This is a genomic window from Sulfitobacter alexandrii (assembly GCF_001886735.1).
Taxonomy (GTDB): domain Bacteria; phylum Pseudomonadota; class Alphaproteobacteria; order Rhodobacterales; family Rhodobacteraceae; genus Sulfitobacter; species Sulfitobacter alexandrii.
In genome coordinates, this window is record NZ_CP018076.1 from 3116824 (window position 1) to 3135105 (window position 18282).

Consider the following 18282-nt stretch of genomic DNA (forward strand, 5'->3'; position numbering starts at 1 on the left):
TGCGGTCAGTTCAGCCAGCGCAGAGGAACCCCCATGAAAACCACCCGCCTTGGCCCGGATGGCCCCGTCGTCTCGCAATTCGGCATCGGTGCGATGTCGTTTGCCGGAATCTACGGCGATGCCACCGAAGAGGACAGCCATGCCATCCTTGACGCCTGCCGAGCGGCGGGGGTCAGTCACATCGACACGTCGAACGTTTACGGCGACGGGCGGTCGGAGGAGATCATCGGCCGCTGGTTCGCCAAGACGCCCGGTGCGCGGGAGGACATGGTGCTGGCGACCAAGGCCGGCATCACGCGCGACGGCGACCGCCGGTTCAACAACGATCCCGACTACCTGGAAAGTTGCCTGAATGACAGTCTGAAGCGGCTGGGGGTGGATCACGTGGACCTGTTCTATATCCACCGCTATGACCGCACCCACAGCCCCGAGGATGTCGCCGGCACGTTGAAGCGGCTTGTCGATTCCGGCAAGACCCGCGCGGTCGGCTTCTCCGAGATCGCGCCATCCACCCTGCGCAGGGCCTTTGCCGAATGTCCCGTCGCGGCTGTCCAGTCGGAGTATTCGCTGTCCACCCGCGCGCCGGAACTGGGCCTCGTGCAGACGTGCCGCGATCTGGGCACGACGCTGGTGGCCTTTTCGCCCGTGGGCCGGGCGTTTCTGACCGACGCGCCGTTCAGCTACGACCGGGCGCAGTCAATGGCCTTCACAAAGGGCAATCCAAGGTTCATGCAACCGAACTACGATGCGAATATCGCCGCGACGGACCGGTTCCGCGCGCTGGCCGCCGACATGGGGGAACCCGCCGCCGCCGTCGCGATCGCCTGGCTGATCGCGCAGGGTGACCGGGTGTTGCCGATCCCGGGGACAAAGGACCGAAAGCATCTGGACGAACTGATCCGGGGCACGGAAATCGACCTCACCTCGGAAGACCTCGCGCGGATCGAAGCGGCGCTGCCGGTGGGCTGGGCCCATGGAGACCGCTACAACGCGGCGCAGTGGGAAGGGCCGGAAAGGTACTGCTGACGCCCGGTCAGCAACCACAACCGGCCGGTTTGCCGGTACCGGCCAGCGACCCCGCGCAGCACTGCTGCCCGTTGGTCAGCGAACAGCAGAAGACGGTGCTGCCCTGCACCTGCTGGACGGTCACGCACTGTGGCAATTCCCCAGACTGCGGCAGGGAGAGAAGGGCGATGAGGGAAAGTACTTTGGTCATTGTCTCGTTCCTTCGGTCAATCCGCGGCCGCCAGCTTCTCGCGGTGCGATGCAAGGTATTTCGGAAAAGAGCTCACGATGCTGCGGTACAGCGCGAGGGCCTCCGCATCAGGTTTCTCCGCTTCGGGAGAGACGGCTCCCTCCCCCGCGAGAAATTCCGCCATCGCCGCCCGGGTCTGCGGACCCAGAATGCCATCCGGCGACCCGGCTGACAACGCCCGTGCGTTCAACTGTTCCTGGATCAGCCGGACCGAGGGGAAACTGGCGGGAATCTGAAGCCAGTCCGACAGCCCGCCGGGATTGTCGATCACGGTGATCCGCCAGTCGCCGCCAAAGGGCTCCTGCCCGGTCACCACGGCCGCGGCGGTTCCGTCGCGGCTCATCTTCAGGCGCTGGACCGGCGCGTTGGTGGCAATGCGCCCGCGATGGACAAGGCCGGTGCCGTCAAAGGCAAAGCGCAGGACCACGCTGGCGGAATTGCTGCTGACATGCACCTCTCGCCCCAACGCATCGGTGGCAAGGTCGGTCAGCACAGCGTCCTGCATGGCGGGAGGCATGTATTTCCGCAGATCGATCTCCAGCGCGCCGATCCGGGACAGAAAGTGCCGGTCGCCGAACGGTTCGATACGGAACAGGAACAACCTGTTCGAATTCGGGTCGAGAACCATGATCGCCTTGCGCGCCCCGTCGACGGCAAAGGGCGTGTCGCCCAGATCGATCACGGCATGGCGCACTGCATCGAATGTCGGTTTCCGGGTCTGGCCCTTTTCCATCTGCTCCACCATGAAGCAGTCGCCCCCGGCGTCCTGATCCGGACCGAGGTTCAGCCTGCCGAACTCCAGCGTGGCCTGGCCCGCGGTCGAGGCGAGGTAGTGATCCACGCCGTCGATCGCAAAGATCGACAGTTGCGACACGCCACCGCAGCGGAACCTGAGCTGCGGGTAGGTCCGTTTGCCGTCGGTCCGCAGATCGGCCTTGCGGGGAAACGGGCTGGCCGAATAGCTGCTGGCGCTGGCGAGGATCGCGTTGCCGGCGCTGTCGAAGGCAATGGAGGAATACTGCGAAATGCCGAGATTGGAATTCGTGTCCACCGCCTCGAAGGCCGCGCCTTCGGTCTTGTCACGGGCAAAGGCGACCGCCTTGCTGCCCGCCTGCCCGAAAGAGCCGCGCGCCCGCCCGAGCCCCACGAAGTAGAGATTGTCGTCGGGGCCCAGCACCATCTCGTTGGCGAGGATCTGCGCCGGCCGGTGGTGGGTCAGTCGCAGCGGATCCAACTGCCATTGCAGCAACTGCCCGTCCATCGCAACGAACAGCTCCTCCCCGCCGGGCGCGAATTCAAGGCTCTGGACGAAGGGCAGATCGAAGATCGTCTCGAACCGCAGCCTGTTTTCCGATTCAGCCCAGGCGGCGCGCGCCACCGTCAGCAGCGAAACCAGCAGAAAGATCAGGTGTCCCTGGCGCATTCGTTTTCCCTCGGCAGGACCTCTTCACCGTCCACGACCGCTTCGATCAGGCTCGGACCGTCCTTGAATATCCTGCACGGCATCGCCGAGCCCTCGTTCGCCCAATCCCTATCGCGCAGCAGGTCGACCAGCGCACGCGTATGGACCTTGTACCGCGTTTCGCCCTGCTCGCCTACACTGACGCGTTCGAAAACCTGCAGGTAATAGATGCCGTTCCAGTCGCTGTCCGGATAGCGCCGCTTGGCCAAGCGGATCAGGTCGACCAGCGTGTTCGGGGTCCGGGTCCACTGATAGCTGCCGCGGGTCACGCCGCCCGATCCCGCCACGCTCTGCCCGGTGTGGGCGACCGGATAGCAACTGTCCGGCATCGTCCCGCGCGGCTTGAACACCCCGTCGAGCGGCGTGTCGCTGGGCTCGAACGGCCCTTCGAGCGGCACGTAGAAGTTCCTGTTGGTCGGGTCTTCGTCATTCGGGGTTCCCGCGGGAACATTCCACGCGATCGGGGTGAAACAGAACACCAACTCGTCGGCATAGGGCGGCCCCGACAAGGCCCGGTCATAGGAAAAGATGATGGCCACGTCGTTGTTCGTGCTGATCGAACCGGAAAGACTCCATTCCGGGCTGCCCAGTTCGCTGGAAATGCGGGTGACCGTCGGTCGCAGCGGTGGCAGATCCGCGAGGTTGTCGAACAGCTTCTTGCCGGTCTCGTGCAGCAGTTCGTTGGCGGCCAGCGTCTCCAGCCCCACGGTCTCGGGCAGGCCGAGCGTGGTCGTGCCCGCGCGTTCGGCCTCGGCGGCCAGCCTGATCTGGTTGCGCATGAGCGTGTTGATCTGATCCATCAGCAGGTCGTTGCGCGCCGTCAGCGCGGCAAACCGGTCGAGCAGCGCATCCTTCTCGCCGCGCAGGGTCTCGATGTCGGCCCGTGCCGCGTCAAGGTCCGCGCGCAGGTCATCGACCCGCCGCAGCCTGACCCGATCACTGCAGGGAATGTCCAGATATTCATCGGACCCGACCTGCAACGGCACGAGATCGAGAAAGGATTTCACCAGGGTGACGTGGACCTCGTCGCGCACCGCGCTGCCACTGTCGGGGTTGATCGCCGACACCAGCCCGATCACGCGGTCTTGCGGATCCAGCACGGGCGAGCCGCTGTCGCCCTCGACGATCGTCCCTTTCGGGCCGGTCATTACCACCACGCTTCCGGCATCGCCAAGGTTCGACCGCCCGTAGGCCTTGAGGCGGATGTCCACTTCGGCCGGCTGGAACACGTTGCCATCGTTGAATTTCAGCACGCGATAGCCGCTGCCGCCGGTGATGTCACAGGCGCTCAAGGCAAATGGGGTCGCCTGCAGGTCGGGAAAGCCGATGCGCGCGGCGTCTATGCTTTCGAACGGCGACGGGGTCACGACGCCCTGAGGATATTTCTCCGCCGGGACGCCCTGAAAAGACCGGGTCGCGCCCACCTCGACCGTGACATCGCGACTGGGGATGAAGACCTTGTCCGAGGCGGATTTGTTCTTGTAGTTCAGCGCCTTGCCGGTGACGTGATCGGCGGTGATCAGGATACCTGGCGCCACCGCCCAGGCGGTCCCCTTGACCGGTTGCAGCGCCGTGCCGTCGGCCCCCAGACCCTTTACCACCACGCGAAAGAGCTGCCGGGTTTCCAGATGGGCGGGCCAATCCTGCGCCGTGGCCCCTCCGGCGGCGAGTGCCAGACAGACCGCCGCCCCTCTCAGCGCGCGCGCCAGCCGGGACGCCATCATTCGTCCTCCAGCACGTGCAGCAGTTCCTGCGCGATGCTCCTGCCGTCCACCTGCGCATCCACGACATAGACACCCTCGCCCGGCGCGCTGAGGGTCGCCGTGAAGACGGCCAGCCCGCCGGGCGCAAAGGAAAGCCCGTCGTTCACGCCGACCGATTGCTGCCAGACAGGCGTTGCCGCACCGTAGGGCGTCAGGCCGAGATCGATCCGCGCCTCTGCCAGCGTCTCTTCGTCGAACACCTGCGAGGGGTCGGCGTTCAGATCGAGGCGCAGTTCCACCGTCTGGCCGGTCCCCGCGATCTGGGGCGACGCCGCCAGCGCCAGCGACCGCACGTCGCCGCCGCCGACGAAGATCCGCTCGGAGTTCACCATCTGGGGCACGTTCTGCACGGGGTCGATCAGGATGTTGTAGACATATCGGTGCACCTCGTCGCTGCCGACGATGAAGGGGTGCTTCGACCGAAGCACGAAAGCCTGATTGCCCTCCGCCAGCGCGCTGCCCTCGTAGACCGTGCCGTCGCCCCGTGCGCTGACGCGATAGGTGATCCCCGCCCCGTCGCCCGGCGCGCCGCGTGCCACGTACATCGTCTCGCGCGTGCCATCCACCAGCCGCCCCACCATGACGTGGTTCGCCGTGACGGACGCCGGCAGACCCCGGGCATAAACCTCGTCCATGACCGCCCGGTTCTGCAATCCGATGCGCAGAAGCGCCCGCTTGGCCGCGCAGTGGACGTATGGGCAGGGGTCGATCTCGAACCCGAGCACCAGCTTGGCCCAATAGGTTTCATCCAGCGCCGCGACCACGCTGTTGCCGGGGCGGCCCGCCTCGCCCACCGCGCAGCAGTTCTCGTAGGAAGGGATCAATTCATAGGGGCCCACCATCGACAGCAGGATATCCTGGATCTCGCGCTTGCCGCCGATCAGGATCTGGCTGAGCCTGCCCCACCCGTCGATCAGCGTGCTGGCCACGTTGACCGACCCCTGATGCGGGGTCGCGATCTCGATGAAGGTATGCACACGCGATGCCTCGGAGAAGCGGTTGTCGGCGCCGATGCCACGCCAGCCCCCGTCGCCCAGGCTGCCGTAGGCTGCGGCGCAGGTCGCCTCCCGCGTCTCGGGCGGCAGGTCGTTCTCAATCGCGGGGTCGGTGCAGAAGTCCTGCGGGCGCAGGTCCGACAGGAATGCGCGCGACAGCAGGCCGCCCATCGAATGGGCCACGATGTCGAATTCCTCTCCGGCAGGGATGTTCGCCTTGACGAAGTCGTTCAGCAGAACGGCATTTGCGAAATTGGACCGCCGCCAGTCGTAGGCGAACACGAACAGGTCCGTTCCCTCGGTGTAGTTGCCAAGAATTTCCCGCTGTGCCGCGCTGTCGAAGATCGACCGCTCCCCCACCAGAAAGTCGATGAGACCGGAATAGAACCCAATGTTGATGGTGCCGAACACCAAGGGCACGTCGCGAAGGGCATCGGTGGGTGTCAGCGTGACGGGCGCGCCGGTTTCCGGCAGGAGATCGAGCTGGCGGAAATTCGACGCCTTGAGCGAACTCGTCCGGCCCCAGATCACGTTACCGCCCGGGTCGGACAGCTCCGAGCCGACGATGCCGGGAATGACGATGAGCTTGCGTTCGGTCTGCGCCGATGCGGGCCCCGAACCGAACGTGAAGGCGAGCGCCAGAAGACAGATGAAAATGCGGAAAGTCATAATGAGACTCCGTTGAGGCAATATCGGATAGAATAATCAAGACAATATTCTACCGATGGTAGCGCCCAACGGCGATTCGGGGCAAGGCCGCGCGCATTGCACGCCCACAGGCAAAGGGCGGGCGACCTGTGTCACCCGCCCCTCCTGTCGGTTGCGATGGCTGCGTCAGAGTGTCTGAAGCAGATCCAGCGATGGATCGCCGGTGCCCGCGCGTCCGATGCTGGACTGGTAGGCGGCGATTGCCTTGCGGCTGTTCGGCCCGATCACGCCGTCCGCACCGTCGGTATCAAACCCCTTGGCCGTCAGGCGCTGTTGAAGCTGGATCCGCTGATCCTTGGTCAGCCCGTACTTGTCGGGCGGGAAACTCGCGCGGATCGGACCGCCCCCGGCGATCCGGTCGGCCAGGTGGCCGACGCCGATGGCGTAGCTGTCCGAGTTGTTGTAGCGCTTGATGACGTTGAAGTTGGACGTGACATTGAAGGTCGGCCCGCCCGGCTGGGGTTGCAGCGCGCGCCCCGAGGGTGCGCCGTTCCCGACCTCACCGCCCCAGCGGACGCCGCGGGTCCAGCCGTTGCGCTGAAGGTAGGCGGCGGTGGAAGCCAGCGAATCCGTCGGATCCTCCGACCAGATATCGCGCCGCCCGTCACCGGTGAAATCGACGGCGAATGCCTCGTAGGATGTCGGGATGAACTGCGTGTGACCCATGGCACCGGCCCATGACCCCGTCATGTTCTGGGCCGAGGTGTCACCGTTCTGCAGGATCCGCAGCGCGGCCAGAAGTTGCTTTTCAAAGAACGCGCCCCGCCGCCCGTCGAATGCGAGGGTCGACGTGGAGGAAACGACGGGCACGTTGCCGCGCCGCTCCCCGTAGAAGCTTTCGAGGCCCCAGACCGCTGTGACGATTTCCGGCGCGACGCCGTACCGGCTTTCGATGGCGGCCAGCGTGCTGCGGTGCCGGGCAAACGCGGCCCGTCCCTTGGACACCCGCTCGTCCGATGCGGCAATGGCGAGGTAGTCTTCGAGTGTGCGGGAGAATTCCGTCTGGTTGCGGTCACGCGTAACGACACCGGGCAGGTAGCCCGCGCCACGGAACGCGGACCCCAGGGTGGAAGAGGAAATGCCCTGCGCGGCCGCCCTGTCCCGAAACGAGGCGACCCATGCGTCATAGGCCCCGTTTGGCACCGGTCGCAGGTCGTCCGGCAGCCCGCCGCCTGCCGAAGGCCCCAGCGCGCCGCCGCCGGCGTTCGTGCAGGCCGCCAGCCCCAATGCGCCCAGGCCCAAGGTGAAGTTTCTGCGTGTGGTTCTCATGTCACTGCCCCCGATTGTCGGATTTTTGCGGATGGTAGCCCAAGAAAAACCCCGCGCAAAGCGGGGTCATTTCACGTGTGCGGCTTTACGCTGCCCAAGGGTGATCAGTCGGCACCGGCCCCGAAAAGCGGCACCGTGGACATCGACATCTTGGCCGACCCGTTCTGCACGTCGCGGGCGTGGCTGATGTAGATCAGCGTCTGGTTCGCCTCGTCGAAAATCCGTTTGACCCGCAGCGTCTTGAAGATGATCGACCGGCGTTCGCTGAACACGTCCTCCCCCTCGTCTCCCCGATCGATGTCCCCGATCTCGATCGGGCCGGTCTGGCGGCAGGAAATGGAGGAATTCGAAGGGTCTTCGAACCAGTTCCCCTTTTGCAACCGGTCGATCAGCCCGCGTTCGAAATAGGCCAGGTGACAGGTGACGCCTTTGACTTCGGGGTCGGCGACCGCCTCGACCACGATGTCGTTTCCCAGCCAGTCCACATCGACATTGCCCACGACCTCGGCGGACGCAGGCGCGGTCAGCACGGCGGAAAGACAAAAGGCGGCGGTCGGGATGTTCAGAATTTTCATGCTTCCGAACGCACGGATCCCCGGAAGGTTCCGCCCATGCTCGCAAAGTTGCCGATTGCGTGAGCGGGGCTTGCCCCGGCTCGCATGGGAACATATCAAGAACATATGGGAAAGATGAGTCTTCAGGAAAAGCTGGCGCTGCTCAGCGACGCCGCGAAATACGATGCCTCCTGTGCATCGTCTGGCACCTCGCGGCGGAACAGCCGCGACGGCAGCGGCCTTGGCAGCACGGAAGGTTCGGGCATCTGTCACGCCTATGCCCCCGACGGACGCTGCATCAGCCTGCTGAAGATCCTGATGACCAATTTCTGCATCTACGATTGCGCCTACTGCATCAATCGCGTGAGCAGCAATGTGGAGCGTGCGCGGTTCTCGGTCGAGGAAGTCGTTCATCTCACGACGGAATTCTACCGCCGCAACTACATCGAAGGTCTGTTCCTGTCGTCGGGAATCATCAAGTCACCCGACGACACGATGGCCGACATGGTGCGCATCGCGCGCGAACTGCGCCACACATACCATTTCAGGGGGTACATCCATCTCAAGACGATTCCCGATGCGTCGCCCGAACTGATCGAAGAGGCCGGCCTGCTGGCCGACCGGCTTTCGATGAACATCGAACTGCCCACCGACGCCGGTATCAAGGCCTACGCCCCCGAGAAGAACCCGGACGGTATTCGTGCGGCGATGGGAAAGGTTCAGCTGCGTAAGCTGGCGGCGAAAGAGGTGAGCCACAAGGGACGCAAACCGCCGAAGTTCGCACCCGCCGGCCAATCCACGCAATTGATCGTGGGGGCGGACGGGGCCAGTGACGCGACCATCCTGCAAAGCTCCACGCGGCTTTACAGTTCCTACAAGCTCAAGCGGGTCTACTACTCGGCCTTCTCGCCGATCCCCGACAGTTCCCGCGCATTGCCGCTGATCAAGCCGCCGCTGGTCCGGGAACACCGCCTCTACCAGGCTGACTGGCTGTTGCGGTTCTACGGGTTCGACGCACAGGAGATTGCCCCGTCGAACGGGATGCTCGACCTCGCCATCGATCCGAAACTCGCATGGGCGCTTGCCAATCGTCAGGCCTTTCCGGTCGATGTGAACCGCGCCGGTCGCGATGCATTGCTGCGGGTGCCGGGGTTCGGCACCAGATCGGTGTCGCGCATCCTGTCCGCCCGGCGCAGCGGGGCGCTTGGGTATGACGATCTGCGGCGCATCGGCGCGCTGGTCAGCAAGGCGAAACCGTTCATCGTCACGCGCGACTGGTCGCCGGGATCCCTGACCGATGCTGCCAACCTGCGCGCGCGTTTCGCGCCACCCCCGAGCAATTGTCACTGCTGTGACCCATACTGTGCGCCTGCCCCGGCTGGGCACATTCGAGGCCTGGCGCGATGCCGCCCGGGCGCTCGCCGGCAACGGCGTGGCCGCCGAGCAGGTCGTCTGGGCGATGGAAGACGCCCCGACCAGCCTGTTCGAGGGGGCAGAGGCCCCCCTGCCCCGACCCGCCCCCCTCACCGTGCCCAAGGCCTTTCCGCCTCTTGCAAGGCTGCTCTGCGCCAGCCGCGCCGAGGGCGCAATGGACCTGGCCTACCGGCTGCTGCTGCGGTCCAGCAGGACACCGCGCCTTCTGACCAACCGCGCCGATGTCGAGGTGGCCCGCGCCGAGGGTCTGGCCAAGAACATCCGCCGCGACATGCACAAGATGAAAGCCTTCGTCCGCTTCCGTGACGTGACCCCGGAAGGGGCCAACCGGCGCAAGTTCCTTTCATGGTTCGAACCGGACCATCGCATCGAGGAACTGATGACCGGTTTCTTTGCCCGTCGTTTCGGTGACATGGACTGGGTCATCGTGACGCCCGAGGTGACGATGCGCTTCGACGGCGAGGTCAGCCTTCAGGCGGTCGCCTCCGACCGGCCGGACCTGAGCGACGACGTGGAAAAACTCTGGCAGACCTACTACGCCAACATTTTCAATCCCGCCCGTCTCAAGATCAAGGCGATGACCGCCGAGATGCCGCGCAAGTACTGGAAGAACCTGCCCGAAGCGGATCTCATTCCCGGCCTCATCGCGCAGGCCGAAACGCGCGCCCGCGGCATGGCCGAGGCCGCGCCGACAATTGCACCCGACCGCGCTGCGGCCATCACCTTGCGCCTGCGCGACGGGCTGACCCCACCCCCCGACGGTACGACCCTTGCGGGCTGCACCAGGTGTGCCCTGGCGCGACATGCCACCCAATCGGTGCCGGGCGAAGGGCCGCAGGATGCGGCGTTGATGATCGTGGGCGAACAGCCGGGCGACATGGAAGACCTTGCAGGGCGCCCCTTCGTCGGCCCGGCAGGTCAGGCTTTCGACAAGATCGCCACGGCGGCGGGTCTGGACCGCCGCGCGGCCTACGTGACCAACGCGGTGAAGCATTTCAAATTCATCCCCCGCGGCAAGCGCCGCATCCACCAAAGCCCCAATGCCGACGAGGTCAGCCATTGTCGCTGGTGGCTGACGCGCGAACTGGACACGGTGCAGCCCGCGCTCGTTCTTGCCATGGGGGCAACGGCGGCGCTGGCGCTGACCGGCGACGGCAGCGGGATCACCCGGCGGCGCGGCAGGATCGAGCGCGGTCTGCACGGCGGTGCCGTCTTCATCACGACCCACCCATCCTTTCTTCTGCGACAGGCCACCGACGCGGGCCGCGAAACGCAGGAGGCGCTGTTCCGCCGTGACCTCGAACAGGTGGCGCAGATATTGGCAGACCTGGAAAATCTGGCGGTTCCCGGGGAAATCCTGAAAGCGTGATCTTTCAGCATGTCCGGTGCCGACAAGTCGAAACCAGCCGCCGATACGACCGACCGCGAAAGCAGATCAGGCGTTTCGCCGCAAAAGGAGCGGGACCAAAACGACAAGGATCACGATCCGGGCGAAGTGGTGGACGGCGACAAAGGCGGGATCGTAACCCAACGCAAGCCCGATGGCCGCCATCGCCTCCACCCCGCCGGGCGCGTAGGCAATCCAGATCTGCCCCCATGGCAGCCCGGTGACCAGCGCCGCAGCACTGGTAAAGGCCAGCGACAGCGCGAGGGTCGTGGCGATCAGGACCGCACCGGCCTGCCCCAGCGCCAATAGCGCGCGGGGCGAGATCGATGTCAGGCGGGTCCCGACCGAGGTCCCGGTCACGACGAAAGCCGCGAAGATCGCCCATGACGGGGCCGGGCCATGGGCGAGGCCGGCGACATGCGATACGGAACTGAGGATCATGCCGACCAGCAGACAGGCCGCCGGTACCTTGAATCGCGCCGCAGGAATCCCGATGCACAGCGTCGCCCCCAGCAAAAGGATCAGTGCCGCGGCATTCATCGCGGCGGGATAGACGATGCCGCCGGTCTCCGCATCCAGCGCCGTCGCCAGCGGCGGCACCACGGCGACAAGCACCAGCAGGCGCATGACCTGCAGGATGGTGATCGTCGTGACATTGCCATGACCGTCAAGGGCTATGGCAATCGCATTCGACATCGTGCCGGGAGAACTGGCGAGGAAGGCCGTCTCCGCATCCATGCCGAACAAGCGGCGCAGCAGCGCCGCGCCGATCAAGAGCGTCGCAACCAGCGACAGGGCCAACAGGGACAGGCTGATCGACCAGGACCCGATGTGATCCAGCGCGTCCGCCTGCACCCCGGCCCCCAGTGAAATGCCGATGACGCCGAAGGCCACGTCGCGCAGGCGCTGCGGCATCGTCATTTTCAGACCCAGCGTCGCGGCGACTGCGACGGCGATGCTCGACCCGATCAGGCCCGCTGCCGGCAGACTCAAAAGGGCGGCACCCGTGGCGCCGCCCAGGCCGATCAGCACGGCCGTCAGTGTAGTCTTTACCGCATTTGTCATTTTCATGCCTGTCGGTCGGTCACGCACCCCGCCCTGCCGCCAGGACAGGCCGGGGTGAAAGGGTCAGGCGTCGCCTTCGGCCATGTAGCGGGCGCGGCGTCCCATCCAGATCGGCAGGGCCACGACAAGCACGGCCAGCGCGTAAAGCAGGACACTCTTCCAGTTCTCGATCAGGATCATCCAGTCCCCGCCCGAGATCGACAGGGCGCGCCGCAGGTTGCCTTCGAACAGGCCGCCCAGCACGAAGCCGAGGATCACGGGCGCCAGCGAGAAGTCCATCTTGCGCAGGAACCAGCCGAAGATACCGAGACATGTGATCATGAACAGATCGAAGGGATTGCCGACAATGGAATAGATCCCGACGAAGGCGAGGATCGCGATCAGCGGCGTCAGGTAGTGCTGCGGGATCGTCAGCATCCGCGCGAACAGGCCTACCAGCGGCAGGTTGATGATCAGCAGCGCGATGTTGCCGATGTACATCGACGCGACCAGGCCCCAGGCGATCTCGGGCTGTTGCGTGAACAGCAGCGGACCGGGCTGGATGTTGAACATCAAAAGCGCACCCAGCAGGATCGCCGTGGTGCCGGAACCGGGAATGCCGAGTGTCAGCATCGGGACCATCGCACCGCCGGCAGCCGCGTTGTTCGCGGCTTCGGGCGCGGCCAGACCGCGCACATCGCCTGTGCCGAAGGTGCGCTGCCCTTCGGGGCCGGCGACCCGCTTTTCCGTACCGTAGGCCACGGCCGACGCGACCGATGCGCCCGTGCCCGGCAACACGCCGATGAAGAAGCCGATCAGCGAACAGCGCAGGATCGTCCACTTCGTCTTTGCCATATCCGCCCAGCGCACGAAACTGCGGTCCACGGGAAGGGTCTTGAGCTTGCCGCTGACCTGCTGTTCGACGAGGTGCAGCAGTTCCGCCATGCCGAACAGACCGACGACGATGATCAGGAAGTCGATACCGGCGAGGATGTCGGGCAGCCCGAAGGTATAGCGGGCGACGCCGGTGTTGCTGTCGATGCCGATGGTCGCCAGCATGAGGCCGATGAGCGCACCGAGCAGTGTCTTGACCGTGCTTTTCCCGACGAGTGACGCGAGCGAGGCGAAGGCAAAGACCATCAGCGCGACGTAGTTCGCAGGCGAGAAGGTGACGGCGAATTGCGCCAGCAGCGGCCCGAACAGGGACATCAGGACGACGGCAATGGTGCCGCCGATGAAGCTTGCGACCGCCGAGAGGGACAGGGCACGCCCCGCCTCGCCCTTGATTGCCATCGGGTGGCCGTCGAGCGTGGTCATCACGGCACCGGAATCGCCCGGCACGTTCAACAGGATGGAGGAGATCCGACCGCCATATTCGGCACCGTAGTAGATACCGGCGAGCAGGATCAGCGCGCTTTCGGCGGGAAAGCCGAGGCCATAGGCGATCGGCAGCAGGATCGCGACGCCGTTGATCGGGCCAAGGCCCGGCAATGCGCCGATCAGCGTGCCGGCAAAGCAGCCCAGCAGCACCAGCATCAGGTTGAACGGCATGAGTGCGACACCGAAACCGGTCGCCAGCCCAGAGAGGACTTCGCCCATCAGTTCGCTCCTTCGTTGTCAGAGTTGAATTCCGCCAGCCATTCCGACTCCGGCAGGTTCAGGTCCAGCAGTTCCACGCACAGCAGCCAGCCCAGGACACCGGCCGCGACGCCGAACAGCGCCGATCTGACCCATGTGGCCCCAAGCATCCGCGCCACGACGGCGCCGAACAGGGTCGTGGACACGATGAAGCCCAGCGGTTCGTAGAGTTCGGCATAGGCGAACAGCAGCGCAACCATCGCTCCGAGGCGGAACCATGTCCGGCCCGCGACATTGAGGCTGTCGGTGTCCGGCTTCCATAGGATTCCGACGATACACAGCAGCGCCACGACCGACAGGATCCGCGGCCAGCTTTCCGGGCCAAGGGGGTCATACTGAAACGGGGCCTTGATGATGGCGAACGCGATGTAGCTGTAGGCAAGCGTTACCAGCAGAAGGATCCCGGCGAAAATCCGGTCGGCCATATCGGCACCTTTGCTATTGGAATGAAAAGGGGGACGGCACCCGGAAAAGGGCACCGTCCCGCAAGGTCGGCTTACTGCTGGATCAGACCGGCTTCGGTCGCGATCTCGCGCAGCGTGGCCATGTTTTCATCGACCTGCGCTTTCAGTTCGTCACCCGCGAGGTTGAGCGGCAGAAGCCCCTTCTCGGTCTGGACCTGCTCCCACTCGGGCGTGGCATAAGCGGCGTTGAACGCATCGACCCAGGTGTTGTAGTCCGCGTCGGACACGTCCTTGCCCATGTAGAAGCCGCGCATGATCGTCCATTCGACGTCGAAGCCCTGCTCTTTCGCGGTCGGGATCTCGGCGAAGGGGCCGCCCAGACGCTCGTCCGACATCACGGCCAGCACGCGCATGTCGCCCGCTTCCATGTGGGACGCCATTTCGCCCACGTCGCCGGTGTAGACCGCGATCGAACCACCCAGCAGGGCGGCAATCGCGTCACCGCCGCCGTCGAAGGCGACGTAGCGCATGTCCATCGGGGACCCGCCGGTTTCACGTACAAGCAGCGCGGCCTTCATCCAGTCCTGCGACCCGACGGAGCCGCCGGCACCCACGACGACGCTGCTGGGATCGTTGCCCAGATCGTTCATCAGCTGTTCCAGCGAGGTGTAGGGGCTGTCGGCCTTGACCACGACGGCACCGAAGTCCGCGCCCGCGGTCCCGACCCAGCGCACGTCGTTCTCGTCGAACTCACCGTATTTGCCGGTGGCGATGTTCAGCAGCGAACCGGTGGAAAAGGCGACGATCGCGTTGGGATCGTCCGTGCGGGTGGTGTTGAACAGGTTGTAGGCGACGGCGCCGATGCCGCCGGGCATGAACGTGACCTGTATCGGTCCACCAAAAGCATCGGCGAGGCCGGTCTGGGCGACGCGGCAGGTCAGGTCGAAACCGCCCCCGGGATTGGCGGGGGCCACGCACTCGGGGCTGCTCACTTCGGCAGCTGCGAAGGTTGGCAGTGTCAGGCTGGCGGCCAGCAGTGCTGCGCCGGACAGGCGGGTCATGATCATCGGGGTCTCCTCCCATTGAGACGTTTCGGGGGGCGTCATGCGCCCCTTGCCCGAAGCTACAACGCAAGCCTGTCACGCCGCTGATGCCTGGCTTTGCCGGACCTGACGCGAAGCTGTCACGAAGCTGACGCGCATCGGAACGACTATCTCTCTGCGCGGCATCGCTGTAGTTTCGGATCATGCGCATGCTTCTCGTGGAAGATAACGACGACCTTGCCGAGACGATCATCGATCGTCTGCGGGCCGAAGGCCATTCCATCGACCGCGAAGCGAACGGCGACCAGGCCAACAGCCTGTTGCGGCACGCCCGGTTCGACATCGTGCTGCTGGACATCAACCTGCCGGGGCGCAGCGGCTACGAGGTGCTGCGATCCCTGCGCGCCCGCGACGACCAGACACCGGTGATCATCCTGACGGCCCGCAGCCAGATCGACGACCGCGTGCTGGGTCTGGACGCGGGGGCTGACGATTACATGATCAAGCCCGTGGACTTTCGCGAGCTTTCGGCCCGCTGCCGGGTGCTGGCGCGGCGCAGGGCAGGCAGCGCCAGCAACGTCTTTACCGCAGGCGATCTGGTGTTCGATCGCGCGGCGAAACGGGCGACGGTACGCGGTCAGGATGCCGACCTGCGCGCGCGCGAGATCCAGCTTCTGGAAATCCTGATCGACAACCTGGGTCGGATGCTGACCAAGGAAGAAGTGGCCGACAAGCTCTACAGCTTCGACGAGGCACCGAGCCTGAACGCGGTCGAACAGATCGTCGCCCGTCTGCGCAAGCGGCTGGAGGGCACGCCGCTCGTGGTCAAGACCGCGCGCGGCCTCGGATACATGGCCTATGTGGCCGAAGACTGACCGCGCCTATTCGCTGCAACGCCGCCTGCTCGCATCGATGGCGCTGGGGTTCGCGGTGCTGTTGCTGATCATCTCGATCCTGCTGTGGAACTATGCCCGCGACGCATCAAACCGCACCTACGACCTGCTGCTCGCGGGGGCGTCGCTGGCGGTGCTGGACCGTGTGTCGTCGGGACCGTCGGGCATTTCCGTCGATCTGCCCTATTCCGCGATGGAGATCCTTGGCCTCGCCCCCGAGGATCGCGTGATCTACCGGGTCTTCTCGGACCGGGATGGAGAGATCACCGGCACCCCCGGCCTGCCCGTCCCGCGCGATGCCGACCTCGGGTCCGCGCCCGTGTTCTACGACGCCGAGCTGGACGAACCCTTCCGTTTCGTCCAGCAGGGGCGGCAACTGACGACGCCCACGGGGCGCGTCTGGGTCGGCGTGCAGATCGGGCAGACACGGGCCGGGCGCACGGCACAACAGAAATCGCTGTTCCTGAACGGGATGGCGGGTCTGGGCGTCGTGTCGCTGATCGGGCTCGGCTTCGTCTGGCTTGCGATCCGCGTGGCCCTGGCCCCCCTGCGCCAGCTGGCCGAGGCGTTGCGGCTGCGCGATCCCGCCGACCTGTCGCAGATCGATGGCGCGCCACCGCGCGAAATCCGGGGCCTGTTCGATTCGATCAACGACTTCATGCGCCGCCTGCGTGCCAACCGCACCCTGACCGAGACGTTCATCGCCGACGTGGCGCACCAGACCCGGACATCGCTGTCTGCCCTTCAGGGGCAATTGTCGCTGGCCGGCGATGCGACGACATTCGACGACATGGCGGTGCGCGTGGCCAAGGCCGACAGCCAGGCGCGGCGGACCGTGCGGCTGACCAACCAGCTGCTGGCCCATGCCATGGTCACCCACCGGTCCGATACCGGCACCCTTCGGCCCGTCGCGCTGAAGCCGATCGTGACCGAGGTGCTGACCGACATGCTGCGTGACAGCGACATGCGCGGCGTCACGGTCACGCTGTCCGCCGACAGCATCCTCCCCGGAGAGGATATCGTGCGCGGTGACGCGATCTCGATCCGGGAGGCGCTGTCGAACCTGCTGGAAAACGCGCGCCGTCACGGGCCTGCCGACAATACAATCGACGTGACGCTCGAAACCACCGGAGAAGCCGACGTGTCGCTCATCGTCGAGGATGCCGGCCCCGGCATCGCCCCCGCCGACCGCGCCCGCGCGACGGAGCGTTTCACCTCCATCGCGCGGGATACCGCAGGGTCCGGCCTTGGTCTGTCCATCGTGCGTGCGGTGGTCGACAGCCACGACGGGCGGCTGGTGCTGGGCACCTCCAGCGCCGGCGGCTTGCGTGCCGAGCTGCGGTTCCGCCGTCTTCTTTCGCAGGCGGCTGCCCGCGCCGTCATGGCCGTGACGATCTGCTGCGCCCTGTTCATCGTGCCGGCTCCGGCAACGGCCCAGGCGCAGACGACTCTCACGATCGCCAGTGCGACGGACAGCGACGTGATGACGGCGCTGATCGCGCGGTTCGAGGACCTGAACCCCGATGTGACGGTCGACTATGTCGAATACCAGACCGTCGACCTGCATCAGGCCATCCTGAATGCCGTGCCACAGGACATGCCCGACGTCGTCATCAGTTCCGCGATGGACCTGCAGGTCGATCTGGTGAATCGCGGGCTTGCGCTGCCGCTGGACATTCCCGCCGCCACGCGTCTGCCGGGCTGGGCAACCTGGCGGTCGGAGCTGTTCGGCTTCACCTTCGAGCCGGCGGTCATCGTCTACAACACCGACCTGATCCCGCCGGGCACCCTGCCGCAGGAACATCTGGAACTGGTCAACTACATCCGCCGCAACGAAATGGCGCTGAACCGGCGGATCGGCATCTACGATCTGCGCCGGTCCGGGATCGGCTATCTGTTCGCGACGCAGGACGTCGTGCAGGGCCTGCAGGCCTCGCGCATGACAGAGGTGCTGACCCGCGCGAACGTCCGCAACTATTGCTGCACGTCCGAGATGATCGCCGCGACTTCGCGTGCCGAACTGGCGCTTGCGGTCAACGTCATCGGGTCTTACGCGCTGGCCGCCGCCGCCCGCGACCCGCGCATCGGCATCCACTTCATGGGCGATTACAACCTCGTCATGTCAAGGACGGGGTTCGTGCCCCGGACGGCACGTCATCCCGATGCCGGACGCCGCTTCCTGTCGTTCCTGCTGGACGACGGACAGACGATCCTCGCCAGTCAATCGGACCTGATCCCGATCCTGCCGGTGCCCGGAGCGGAATCGTCGCCGTGGCGCGACCTGTCGGCACACGCGGGAAGCTTCCTGCCCATCAAGCTCGGCCCCGGCCTTCTTACCTATCTGGACGACCGCAAGAAGGCGAATTTCCTCGAAGGCTGGGATCAGCCGGCCCGCCCCTTGGGCACACGGTGATCCTGTGCGGCCAATAGCGG

At 65.5% G+C, this 18282-nt stretch carries 14 protein-coding genes and 1 pseudogene; 5 read left to right on the top strand and 10 right to left on the bottom strand.

Annotated elements, in window-relative coordinates; translation table 11 throughout:
* The first annotated feature begins 33 nt into the window (after positions 1–33).
* Complete coding sequence (locus BOO69_RS15250) at positions 34–1026, top strand: aldo/keto reductase (RefSeq protein WP_071972952.1); 993 nt, start codon at positions 34–36, stop codon at positions 1024–1026.
* 7 nt (positions 1027–1033) lie between these two features.
* On the opposite strand, the gene BOO69_RS15255 is transcribed toward BOO69_RS15250, so the two are convergent.
* The 6 genes from BOO69_RS15255 to BOO69_RS15280 form a co-directional block, all read right to left on the bottom strand.
* Complete coding sequence (locus BOO69_RS15255) at positions 1034–1216, bottom strand: hypothetical protein (protein WP_071972953.1); 183 nt, start codon at positions 1214–1216, stop codon at positions 1034–1036.
* Positions 1217–1232: 16 nt separating this feature from the next.
* Positions 1233–2678 carry a peptidoglycan-binding domain-containing protein gene (locus tag BOO69_RS15260; protein ID WP_071972954.1) on the bottom strand — a complete coding sequence of 482 codons (1446 nt, stop codon included), beginning with the start codon at positions 2676–2678 and terminating at the stop codon, positions 1233–1235.
* Entirely contained in the window at positions 2660–4441 is a 1782-nt protein-coding gene (locus BOO69_RS15265) for a hypothetical protein (RefSeq protein WP_156874948.1), read from the bottom strand. The genes BOO69_RS15260 and BOO69_RS15265 overlap by 19 nt, the downstream gene beginning before the upstream one ends.
* On the bottom strand, positions 4438–6144 hold the full coding sequence (locus BOO69_RS15270; RefSeq protein WP_071972956.1) for an alpha/beta hydrolase: 1707 nt from the start codon (positions 6142–6144) through the stop codon (positions 4438–4440). Before BOO69_RS15270 ends, BOO69_RS15265 begins: the two co-directional genes overlap by 4 nt.
* Positions 6145–6309: 165 nt before the next feature.
* A complete protein-coding gene (locus BOO69_RS15275; protein WP_071972957.1) occupies positions 6310–7452 on the bottom strand; it encodes a lytic murein transglycosylase in 1143 nt (380 codons plus the stop codon).
* Between the two features lie 104 nt (positions 7453–7556).
* Positions 7557–8027, bottom strand: coding sequence for a CreA family protein (locus tag BOO69_RS15280; RefSeq protein ID WP_071972958.1), 471 nt, complete (start codon positions 8025–8027; stop codon positions 7557–7559).
* A gap of 105 nt (positions 8028–8132) precedes the next feature.
* On the opposite strand from BOO69_RS15280, the pseudogene BOO69_RS15285 reads away from it, so the two are divergent.
* Both BOO69_RS15285 and BOO69_RS15290 read left to right on the top strand, forming a co-directional pair.
* Positions 8133–9341: pseudogene (locus BOO69_RS15285) on the top strand (putative DNA modification/repair radical SAM protein); the annotation flags it as partial.
* Complete coding sequence (locus tag BOO69_RS15290) at positions 9304–10809, top strand: UdgX family uracil-DNA binding protein (protein WP_083545543.1); 1506 nt, start codon at positions 9304–9306, stop codon at positions 10807–10809. The pseudogene BOO69_RS15285 and the gene BOO69_RS15290, both read left to right, overlap by 38 nt.
* Positions 10810–10875: 66 nt before the next feature.
* Here the strand turns inward: BOO69_RS15290 and BOO69_RS15295 are convergent, their stop codons facing one another.
* From BOO69_RS15295 to BOO69_RS15310, 4 genes are all read right to left on the bottom strand, one after another.
* Complete coding sequence (locus BOO69_RS15295; protein ID WP_071972960.1) at positions 10876–11898, bottom strand: AbrB family transcriptional regulator; 1023 nt, start codon at positions 11896–11898, stop codon at positions 10876–10878.
* A 57-nt stretch (positions 11899–11955) separates the two neighbouring features.
* The gene (locus BOO69_RS15300) at positions 11956–13470 is read right to left on the bottom strand and encodes a tripartite tricarboxylate transporter permease (protein WP_071972961.1); all 1515 of its coding nucleotides are present in this window, start codon (positions 13468–13470) and stop codon (positions 11956–11958) included.
* The gene (locus BOO69_RS15305; RefSeq protein ID WP_071972962.1) at positions 13470–13934 is read right to left on the bottom strand and encodes a tripartite tricarboxylate transporter TctB family protein; all 465 of its coding nucleotides are present in this window, start codon (positions 13932–13934) and stop codon (positions 13470–13472) included. Before BOO69_RS15305 ends, BOO69_RS15300 begins: the two co-directional genes overlap by 1 nt.
* 71 nt (positions 13935–14005) lie before the next feature.
* On the bottom strand, positions 14006–14980 hold the full coding sequence (locus BOO69_RS15310) for a Bug family tripartite tricarboxylate transporter substrate binding protein (protein WP_083545544.1): 975 nt from the start codon (positions 14978–14980) through the stop codon (positions 14006–14008).
* Between the two features lie 179 nt (positions 14981–15159).
* Here BOO69_RS15310 and BOO69_RS15315 point away from each other — a divergent pair, with 179 nt between their 5' ends.
* On the top strand, positions 15160–15831 hold the full coding sequence (locus BOO69_RS15315) for a response regulator transcription factor (protein WP_071972963.1): 672 nt from the start codon (positions 15160–15162) through the stop codon (positions 15829–15831).
* Positions 15815–18262 (top strand): sensor histidine kinase, encoded by a 2448-nt coding sequence (locus BOO69_RS15320; protein WP_237267496.1) that lies wholly within the window; start codon positions 15815–15817, stop codon positions 18260–18262. Before BOO69_RS15315 ends, BOO69_RS15320 begins: the two co-directional genes overlap by 17 nt.
* Positions 18263–18282: the final 20 nt, after the last annotated feature.